Consider the following 9,004-nt stretch of genomic DNA (forward strand, 5'->3'; position numbering starts at 1 on the left):
GATCTTATAGAGCACACCTGGTCGCGCTAGCGCACCCCCCCGCCCCCCCCGCGGTGGGTGGGGGTTGGGGGGTGTCGCCCGCGCCCGGGCGCCGGCCCCCGCCCCCGCCGCCGGGTACCGAGCCGATGGGCACGAGCAGAACTCGGAGGCCGGCCGCCATGCCGGACACCACCTCTGCCGGCCCCGGCCCCGGCACCCGTGAGGTCCGGCCACGAGTTCCCGTTCCTCTTCCCCGGCAGGCCCTCGCGCCACCAGGGACGCGAAGAGGTCCGTGCGGGCCACCGGGCGGCCCGGAGTCTCCGGGACCGTGACCACGACCGGCCGGACCTTCGGCTTTCCCGGCCTCCGGACGGATGGGCTGATGCACCGGCAGGCGTGTGAACCGGGCATGTGCATACGGAGCGTGTCGCCCGTGCCCTCCGGCCGCCCCGGTCTACGGTTGCCCCGAGGTCCAGATCGACATCGTCCGCGACGCCCGTGCCCCGTGACCGCGGGCACATGCGATCCGGGCTGCCATCGAGCCCAGGAAGTCATCGGCCGTGACCGGACAGAAACCCTCCGACATCCACCGTACGGGCGATCCGCGCGAGCCGGAGCGACTGCCCCAACCCGCCGTCCTCGTCGAGAGCCGCTGGCCGATGGCCGCAGCGGTCATCGCCTCCGCCGTGCTGACCCTGCTCCTGCCCGACGATCTGCGGCTCGGGCCACGATGGGCGCTTCCCGTGGCCGAAGGGCTCCTGCTGGTAGCGCTGATCTCGGGCGATCCGGTCCGGATCAGCCGCCGCTCCACCGTCCTGCGCTCGACGTCGATCGCCTTGGTCGTCGTCCTCGTGTGCAGCGCCATCTGGTCGACCGTTCAGCTGATCGACGACCTCATCCACGGCGGAACCGAGACGAACTCCGCCACTGCCCTCCTGCTGGCAGGGGGAAGCGTCTGGGCCACCACCATCCTCGCGTTCTCCCTCCTGTACTTCGAACTGGACAGCGGCGGGCCCGCCGCCCGCGCCCACCACATGCCCGCCACTCCGGCGCTCGCCTTTCCCCAGCACCTCAGCCCCGAGCTGAACGCCTCGCACTGGCGACCCCGCTACGTCGACTACCTCTACCTCGGGTTCACCAACTCCACCGCATTGAGCCCCACCGATGTGATGCCGCTCGCCCCCTGGGCCAAGAGCGTCATGACCCTCCAGTCCATCGTCTCGCTGATCATCCTGGGACTCGTCGTCGCCCGAGCCGTGAACGTCCTCGCCTGAGGGACCGTTCCGGTCAGCGGCCCGGGCCCGCCGCCGGAGGTACTGATCCGGCCGGCCACGGATCACAAGTTCGAGCGTGCCGCAGCGGTACGGAGCCGCTTGCGCCCGCAATGATGCTCAGGACGGATCCCCCACCCGTCCCCCGTGGTCGACGCCGACAGAGCGGTCGGACCGGACTCCGAGGAGACGATGCACATGCCAGCCGGACCGCCCACCGCGCCCGCCGGAGCGCCGAACGACCCGCTGGCGATCGTCCGCACCCGCGGATACGCGTGGGTGCTGGTGGTCTCGGCCCTGCTCGGCGTCCCGATTTCGGCCGCCGCGTTCGGCTTCCTGGCCCTGGTCTCCGAACTCCAGTCGCTGGTCTACAGCGACCTGCCGAAGACCTTCGGCTTCCAGGACGCTCCCGACTGGTGGGCGATCCCGCCGCTCGCGGTGGCAGGCGTACTGGTCGCCCTCACGATCCGGTACTTCCCCGGTGGCGGCGGCCACAAGCCGGCCGAGGGCCTCAAGACCGGCGGTGCACCCTCGTTCGCCACCGTGCCCGGGGTGGCGGCCGCCGCGATCGCCTCGCTCAGCCTGGGGGTCGTGCTCGGCCCGGAGGCCCCGCTGATCGCACTCGGCGGCGGGCTCGCCGTCGGCGCGGTCAGACTGCTGAAACGCGACGCAGCCCCCAGCGCCGCAGCCGTGATCGGCGCGGCCGGCAGCTTCGCGGCCATCAGCGAACTCCTGGGATCCCCGCTGGTCGGCGCCTTCCTGCTGATGGAGGCCACCGGGCTCGGCGGCCCCATGATGGGCGTGGTGCTGGTGCCCGGCCTGCTGTCCGCCGGCGTCGGGTCGCTGATCTTCACCGGCCTCGGCGCCTGGACCGGCCTCGGCACCTACTCCCTGGAACTGAGCCACGTACCGGCCGCAGGCACCCCCACCCTCGGCGAGTTCGCCTGGGCGATCGTCGCGGGCGTCATCGCCGCATTCCTCGGGGAGGCGATCCGCCGCTCCTCGCTCGCCCTGCAAGCCCGGGTCGACCGTCACCGGCTGCCGCTCACCGTGCTGATGGGCCTCGCCGTCGGCGTGATCGCGCTGCTGTACGCAGTGATCACCGACCGGCCGGTCACCGGCGTGCTGTTCTCCGGCCAGGACGCGCTCGGCCCCCTGCTGGCGGACAGTGCGGGCTACACGGCGGCCACCCTGCTCGTCCTGCTGGTGTGCAAGTCACTGGCCTATTGCGCCTCGATGAGCGCCTTCCGCGGCGGCCCCGTCTTCCCCGCCGTGTTCGTGGGCGCGGTCGGCGGCCTCGCGCTCTCCCACCTGCCCGGCATGGGAACCACCGCCGGATTCGCCCTCGGGATCGGCGCGATGACGGTGGCGATGCTGAAACTGCCGATGACGTCTGTGATGCTGGCCAGCCTGCTGCTCGGCACGACGGGTCTGACCGTGATGCCGCTGGTGATCGTAGCCGTGGTGGTCGCCTACGTCGGTACGCTCCGGCTCGCCCGCCTCCCCGCGGCGCCGCCACCCGAAGCACGACCACAACCGGCCGCGCCCGCCGCGTGACCACCACTGCCCTGCCCACTCCACCGGGTACGCCCGTGCAGAACGCCCGTCCGGGGATCCCGGGCGGCCCTCACCTCCGGGAGCGGTTGTGCCGATGGTCGTCGACCTGGTCGTGATCGGCACGGCCATCACTCTCGGACCGCTGCACAACAGTGCGTTCATCCTGCTGCTCGCGTCGCGCCGCGGTGTTCGCAAGGGCCTCGCCTTCTTGTTGTCCTGGCTGGCCGACCTGGTCGCGGTGGTCGCCTGTGTGGTACTGCTGACCGGCGGGGCTCCGCCCCTGCACCACAGCACACCGTCGACCGCCGCAGTCGCCGCCAAACTCGGGATCGGCGTCGGTCTCGTGCTGTTCGGCGGATACCGGTTCCGGCGGCGGCCCCGCCCGCACCGGCCACCGAGCTGGACGGGCCGGGTCGACAACGCCTCGTCGGCCACCGCCGCCGCACTCGCCTGGCTGCTCCAGCCGTGGGCCCTGGTCGCTGCCGGCGCCGCCACGGTCGTCGAAGCCGACCTCTCCTCCCTCTCCGACTGGCTCGCCCTGACCGGCTACTGTCTGCTGGCCACTCTCAGCCTCCTGGTCATGGAGCTGTACACCGTCTGGGCGCCGGCTGCCGCCCAGGCCCGGCTGAGCGCCCTGCGGACCTGGCTCGAGCACCACCAGGACCCGCTGATCGTCACCCTCTCCCTGCTGGCCGGACTCTGGCTCACCGCCAGCAGCATCTACGCACTCGTGGCCTGACGGGCCGTACGGCGGGACCGGGCCGGTGTCCGGCTCCGCCCGCCCGTCGCTCGGGCGGAGCCGGGGCCCGCCGGCGGCGGTCGGGCGAGACGGTCAGGCGAGGCGGTCGGGCAGCGGCGCGAGGGTGAAGTTGTCCCAGATGAAGTTGTCCATCTGGTGCTGGTCGCCGCTCAGGTTGACCACGCGGTCGACCTGGCCGTCGGCGTTGAAGTGCCAGACCAGGGCCCAGGTCGTGTCCACCTTGCCGGTGCCCGCGGTCGTCCAGCCGCGGTGGATGTCCACGACGTGGTCCTCGTTGCTGCCGAAGAAGATCGGCTCGGCCTGGAATCCGGCCTTGCCGAGCTGGTCGAAGAAGCTGCGGACTTCGGCGACGCCGCGCTTGGTACCGGACAGCGGATGCCGTCCGGGGATCGTCCACTGGATGTCCGGTGCGAGGACGGCGCTCATGCCCTCGACGTCACCGGCCGCGTAGGCGGCGAAGAAGTTCTGGACTGCCTCGACCTTGGGGTCTTTCTCGTTCATGAACTCACTTCCGGAGAAGGTGTGTTGGACCTCCATCCTCGCAAGGTCGGCTCTGCGGCCACCAGTGCCTTCTGCATCCTGAGACCTGTGGCGGCCCCGGTGGCCCCAGTGGCTCCGGTGGCCCGGCGGCGGACGGTTCGCGGCACTACCGGCTCTGGGCGCGGTTCGCGTTCTGCCATGCGGCGCTGACGGCGGCCTGGATGCGGAGCGTCGTTTCCGGGACCGCGCCGCGAAGGTGCAGCGGTGCGCCGATGTGCACGTGCAGGTCCGGCCGCCGCAGCGGCGCGGTCACGGCTCCCGCGAGTTGTTTGACCGGCCCGCCCGAGCACAGGCGGCGGGCACCGGCCTGGCCGACCGGCACGACCGGCGCTCCCGTCATACCGGCCAGCCGCGCCGGGCCGCTGCGGAAGGGCCCCGGAGCCGCCTCGCCCGCATCGGTGCGTTCGGGCAGCCGGCCTTCACCGTAGAGCAGGACGCAGCGCCCGGCCGCAAGGGCGGCGGCTGCGGCGTCAAGGCATTCGCCGGCGCGGGCGGTGCCGCGCCGGACCGGGATGTACCCCTCGCGGCGCAGCGCCGCTCCGAGCAGCGGCAGCCGCCACAGGCCGGCGGTGGCCATGACGACGGGCTCGATCCCGTACCGGCGCAGCGCTGCGATCACGACGGCCGGATCGGCGAGCGAGGTGTGGTTGGCCACCAGGATGCTGCCGGCGCCGGGCCCCGATGCGGGTTCGGACGTAACGGTCAGTCTCCCGGCGATGGGGACGACTGCTGCGGCGATGCGGCTGAGCATGGACGGCCTCGTTCTTCTTGCGCTGCGCTGACGTCCTCATCGTCGGCCGCTGCCGGGTTCCGGTCATGAGTTGCCGTACTCACCCCGCAGCGCCGGCGACCCCAGAGCCGATGGGTAGGACCGGTCCTCGCGTCCCACTACCTGACGGAAACCGCACCGGATCGTCGTCGAGCCGGCCGGCACGCCGGATACTGCCCTCAACGGATGCCGATCGGGCGTGGCGGTGCGGAACGGAACCCGGTGCGCCGCATGCGACCGGTGCAGGGAGGCGACACGGTGTTGGACACGGAGCAGTACGGCGACCAGCTCTTCTCCCACGCGCACCCCGCCGAGACGGCCCGTCTGGAGGCGCTGGCACAGGCACTGGACCCGGGGACGTTCCACCGGCTGGAACAACTGCCACTGCGGGAGGACGCCCGGTGTCTGGAGGTCGGGTCAGGACTGGGCACGGTCGGGGAGTGGCTCGTCCGGCGCCTTCCGGCGGGGCACGTGGTCGCCGCCGACCGGGATCCGGTGCACCTGCGGGCACGGGGCGTACCGGGGCTGGAAGTCCGGCGGTTCGACGTGACCGCCGATGAGTTCCCCGAGGAGTCCTTCGATCTCATCCACGCCCGCTGGCTCCTGTCCCACCTGCCCGCCCGGCAGGAGGTGCTGGAGCGGATGGCGCGCCGGCTGGCGCCCGGCGGCTGGCTGGTCATCGAGGACCCCGTGCGGTTCCCGCTGGAGACCTCGCCGGAGCAGCCGTACCGGAAGGTGAGCCTCGCCATGTGCGATGCCGTGGAGCGCCGCATCGGCACCGACTCCCGTTGGGCCCGTACGCTGCCCGAGCTGCTGAGCGCGGCCGGGCTCACCGACGTACACGGCGACACGCGGACCAGCCGGGTGGGCCGTACGCCCATGGGCCGGTTCTGGCGGCTGAGCGCCGAACAGCTCAGCGCCGATCTCAGGCAGGACTTCGGCGTCGCCCCGGATGAACTCGCCGCGTTTTCGCACCAGGTGACCGCCGCGGACTTCACGGCCCCCGGGCTGGCCACCGTCACGGCCGTCGGCCGACGCGTCTGATCCCTCGTTCCCGCCACCGCAGCTCAGGTCGCCCGGGACGCCGTCTCGGGTTCGGCTCCTGGTGCCCGCGATCCGGGTTCTTGACCCTCACGTGGCGTCAGGCTGCATAGTCGGTGCCGTGGAGGATCACTGGACCGTGGGACGCGTGGCAGAGTTGGCCGGCGTGAGCGTGCGCACGCTGCATCACTATGACGGCGTAGGACTCGTCCGGCCGTCGGCGAGGACCGCGGCCGGGTACCGGGCCTACTCGGCGGACGACGTGGAGCGGCTGCGCGAGGTGCTGGCCTATCGGCGGCTGGGCTTCGGGCTGCGCGAGGTCGCCGAACTGGTCGGCGACCCGTCCACCGATGCGGTCGCGCACCTGCGCCGACTGCGCGGCCTGCTGCTGGAGCGGCGTGATCGAGCTGCCGCCATGGTGGACGCCATCGACAGGGAACTCGAGGCACGATCGAAGGGGCTGAAGGTGACACCGGAGGAGCAACTGGAGGTGCTCGGTGCACGGTTGTACGACGCGATCGGCGGCGCCTACACCGCGACACGGCATACCGACCCGCGGATCGCCGCGCAGATCTGGGACGCACTCGGCGACGCACGGACGGTGCTGAACGTCGGGGCCGGCACCGGCTCCTACGAGCCCGCCGACCGTGACGTCACCGCGGTGGAGCCATCGGCGGTCATGCGGGGACAGCGGCCCGCCGGCGCGGCGCCGTGCGTGGCCGCCGCCGCGGAGAGCCTGCCGTTCGAGGACCGGTCCTTCGACGTCGCGATGGCCGTCTCCACCGTTCACCATTGGGAAGACCCGATGGCGGGACTGCGCGAGATGCGGCGCGTCGCGCGACGCGTGGTGGTGCTCACGTTCGACACCGACGAACCCGGATGGCAGGACCGGTTCTGGCTCACCCGCGACTACCTGCCCGAGTTCGCTGCCGTCCTCGCCGGTTTTCCCCCGCTCGCGGGGATGGCCGACGCGATCGGCGCCCGCGTGGAGCCGGTGCCCGTCCCGTGGGACTGTACTGACGGCCTGTTCGAGGCGTACTGGCGCCGGCCGGAGGCCTACCTGGAGGATCGCGTGCGCCGTGCGATGTCGGTGTGGACCAGGGTCGGGCCGGAGGCCGAGCGGCGGGCCGTGCAGCGCCTCGGCGACGACCTCGGATCCGGCCGGTGGGCCGAGCGCAACAGCGACCTCGCCGAGCTCGACGTCGCGGACCTCGGCCTCCGCCTGCTGAGGGCCTGAACCGCAGCGCTGCGCGCACGGCACGACGCCCCCGTCCTCCTGTGTCCTGGAGGCGGGGGCGTCGGCGTACCCGGGTTCGGGCACCGTGCAGGTTCAGGTCATGCACGCTCAGCCGGCCGGAGCCGGCCGGAGCCGGTCAGAAGGTGAGCTTGAAGTCGGTGATGGTGCCGGTGTCCGCGGCGCCCTTGTCCTGGACCTTCAGCTTCCAGGTGCCGTTGGCCGTGACGGCCGAGGCGTTGACGGTGTACGTCTTGTCGAGGTTCGCCGTGGAGTCCGAAGAGGAGTTCTGCAGACGGTACGACGTCCCGTTGGGCGCCACGAGGTCGATCTGGAGGTCACCGATGTAGGTGTGGGTGATCTTCACGCCGACCTTGAGGGCGCTCGGCGCGTTGCCGGTGACCCCGGTGACGCTCACCGACGAGGTGACCGCGGGACCGGGGGAGTCCGGAATGGCGACCCGAGAGGTGCTCTCGAAGACGTTGCCCGGGGTGGGGGTGCCGCCGTTCGAACGGGCGCCGACGTTGACCGCGGCCCACGCGTCGGTGATGTTCTTGACCTCGGCGCTGCCGGCGCCGTACAGCTCGGTCGCCGCGGCGATCGTGCCGTCGCGGGCGCCCTTGTAGTCGGTGCTGGAGTTGAACTTGGTGGTGAGCGCCTTGTACCAGATCAGCTGCGCCTTGTCCCGGCCGATGCCGGTGACGGGCAGCCCGTCGGAGGTCGGCGAGTTGTAGCTGACCCCGTTGATCGTCTTGGCGCCGGAGCCCTCGGAGGCCAGGTAGAACCAGTGGTTGGCCGGGCCCGAGGAGTAGTGCACGTCGAGGTTGCCGACGCCGGAGTACCACGCGTCCGCGGAGCCGCCGTCCTTGCTCGGCTTGTCCATGTAGCGCAGCGGGGTGCCGTCGCCGTTGATGTTGATCTGCTCGCCGATGAGGTAGTTGCCCGGCGCGCTGGAGTTGTTCGCGTAGAACTCGACGGAGGTGCCCATGATGTCGGAGGTCGCCTCGTTCAGGCCGCCCGACTCGTCGCTGTACTCGAGGCCGGCGGTGGCGGCGGTGACGCCGTGCGTCATCTCGTGCCCGGCGACGTCCAGCGAGGTCAGCGGGTCGTTGTTGCCCGTTCCGTCGCCGTACGTCATGCAGAAGCAGCTGTCGTCCCAGAAGGCGTTGACGTACGCGTTCCCGTAGTGGACCCGGGAGTAGGCGGCGACGCCGTCGCCGCGGATGCCGGACCGGCCCAGGACGTTCTTGTAGAAGTCCCACGTGACCCCGGCGCCGTAGGCGGCGTCGGCGCCCGCGGTGGCGGCGTTGGAGTTGGCCCCGTTGCCCCAGGTGTCGGTGGTCTGGCTGAACAGCGAGCCGGTGCCGGACGTACCGCGGTTGAGGTTGTACGTCTTGTGGCCGCCGCGGCCCGTGTCGTTCAGCGTGAAGTTCGAACCGGACTTCGACGTGCCGAGGGTGACCTGACCGCTGTAGTGGGTGTTGCCGACACCGGTCTCGATGCCCTGCCACTGGTGGAGCTTGGCACCGGTCTTTGCATCGGTGATGACGTGAAGCTGGTTCGGGGTGCCGTCGTCCTGGAGCCCGCCGATGACGGTCTCGTAGGCGAGGGTGGGTACGCCCTTGGCCATCCACACGACCTTGCGGGGCGCGACGTCGGCCTTGTCGGCCTTGGAGCCGACCGCCTTCGCCGCGTCGAGGGCCTGCGCGGAGGCGGCCGCCGGAGCGGCGGCCGGGGCGGGGGTGGAGACGCCCCCCCCCGGGGCGGCGGACGCCGTGGTGACGCTCTGCGTCGTGTTGGGCCCCGGACGGCCGGGGTCGTTTAAACAAAACCGAGCCCACCAAAGCCAGTGA

At 71.7% G+C, this 9,004-nt stretch carries 8 protein-coding genes; 5 read left to right on the top strand and 3 right to left on the bottom strand.

What is annotated here, in order from left to right; all coding sequences use genetic code 11:
* Nucleotides 1–539: 539 nt before the first annotated feature.
* The 3 genes from ACFXA3_RS08140 (at nt 540) to ACFXA3_RS08150 (ending at nt 3,546) form a co-directional block, all read left to right on the top strand.
* Nucleotides 540–1,253 carry a hypothetical protein gene (locus tag ACFXA3_RS08140; RefSeq protein ID WP_385183609.1) on the top strand — a complete coding sequence of 238 codons (714 nt, stop codon included), beginning with the start codon at nt 540–542 and terminating at the stop codon, nt 1,251–1,253.
* Nucleotides 1,254–1,448: 195 nt separating this feature from the next.
* Complete coding sequence (locus ACFXA3_RS08145) at nt 1,449–2,807, top strand: chloride channel protein (RefSeq protein ID WP_385183612.1); 1,359 nt, start codon at nt 1,449–1,451, stop codon at nt 2,805–2,807.
* Nucleotides 2,808–2,901: 94 nt separating this feature from the next.
* The gene (locus ACFXA3_RS08150) at nt 2,902–3,546 is read left to right on the top strand and encodes a GAP family protein (RefSeq protein WP_385183615.1); all 645 of its coding nucleotides are present in this window, start codon (nt 2,902–2,904) and stop codon (nt 3,544–3,546) included.
* Between the two features lie 93 nt (nt 3,547–3,639).
* Here the strand turns inward: ACFXA3_RS08150 and ACFXA3_RS08155 are convergent, their stop codons facing one another.
* Both ACFXA3_RS08155 and ACFXA3_RS08160 read right to left on the bottom strand, forming a co-directional pair.
* Entirely contained in the window at nt 3,640–4,068 is a 429-nt protein-coding gene (locus ACFXA3_RS08155) for a nuclear transport factor 2 family protein (RefSeq protein ID WP_385183618.1), read from the bottom strand.
* A 145-nt stretch (nt 4,069–4,213) separates the two neighbouring features.
* Entirely contained in the window at nt 4,214–4,858 is a 645-nt protein-coding gene (locus ACFXA3_RS08160; RefSeq protein WP_385183621.1) for a lysophospholipid acyltransferase family protein, read from the bottom strand.
* A 276-nt stretch (nt 4,859–5,134) separates the two neighbouring features.
* Here ACFXA3_RS08160 and ACFXA3_RS08165 point away from each other — a divergent pair, with 276 nt between their 5' ends.
* Both ACFXA3_RS08165 and ACFXA3_RS08170 read left to right on the top strand, forming a co-directional pair.
* On the top strand, nt 5,135–5,920 hold the full coding sequence (locus ACFXA3_RS08165) for a class I SAM-dependent methyltransferase (protein ID WP_385183623.1): 786 nt from the start codon (nt 5,135–5,137) through the stop codon (nt 5,918–5,920).
* Between the two features lie 136 nt (nt 5,921–6,056).
* Nucleotides 6,057–7,154 (top strand): MerR family transcriptional regulator, encoded by a 1,098-nt coding sequence (locus tag ACFXA3_RS08170; RefSeq protein ID WP_385183626.1) that lies wholly within the window; start codon nt 6,057–6,059, stop codon nt 7,152–7,154.
* A 136-nt stretch (nt 7,155–7,290) separates the two neighbouring features.
* Here ACFXA3_RS08170 and ACFXA3_RS08175 read toward each other — a convergent pair.
* Nucleotides 7,291–9,004 (bottom strand): M4 family metallopeptidase (locus ACFXA3_RS08175; RefSeq protein ID WP_385183629.1); only part of this gene is annotated, 1,714 nt, incomplete at its 5' end.

Source organism: Streptomyces sp. NPDC059456, from assembly GCF_042750055.1.
In the GTDB taxonomy this organism is placed as follows: domain Bacteria; phylum Actinomycetota; class Actinomycetes; order Streptomycetales; family Streptomycetaceae; genus Streptomyces.

Coding starts and splice junctions, on each gene's coding strand:
- ACFXA3_RS08160 (WP_385183621.1), bottom strand. CDS start 4,858: ATGCTCAGCCGCATCGCCGCAGCAGTCGTCCCCATCGCCGGGAGACTG.
- ACFXA3_RS08150 (WP_385183615.1), top strand. CDS start 2,902: ATGGTCGTCGACCTGGTCGTGATCGGCACGGCCATCACTCTCGGACCG.
- ACFXA3_RS08155 (WP_385183618.1), bottom strand. CDS start 4,068: ATGAACGAGAAAGACCCCAAGGTCGAGGCAGTCCAGAACTTCTTCGCC.
- ACFXA3_RS08145 (WP_385183612.1), top strand. CDS start 1,449: ATGCCAGCCGGACCGCCCACCGCGCCCGCCGGAGCGCCGAACGACCCG.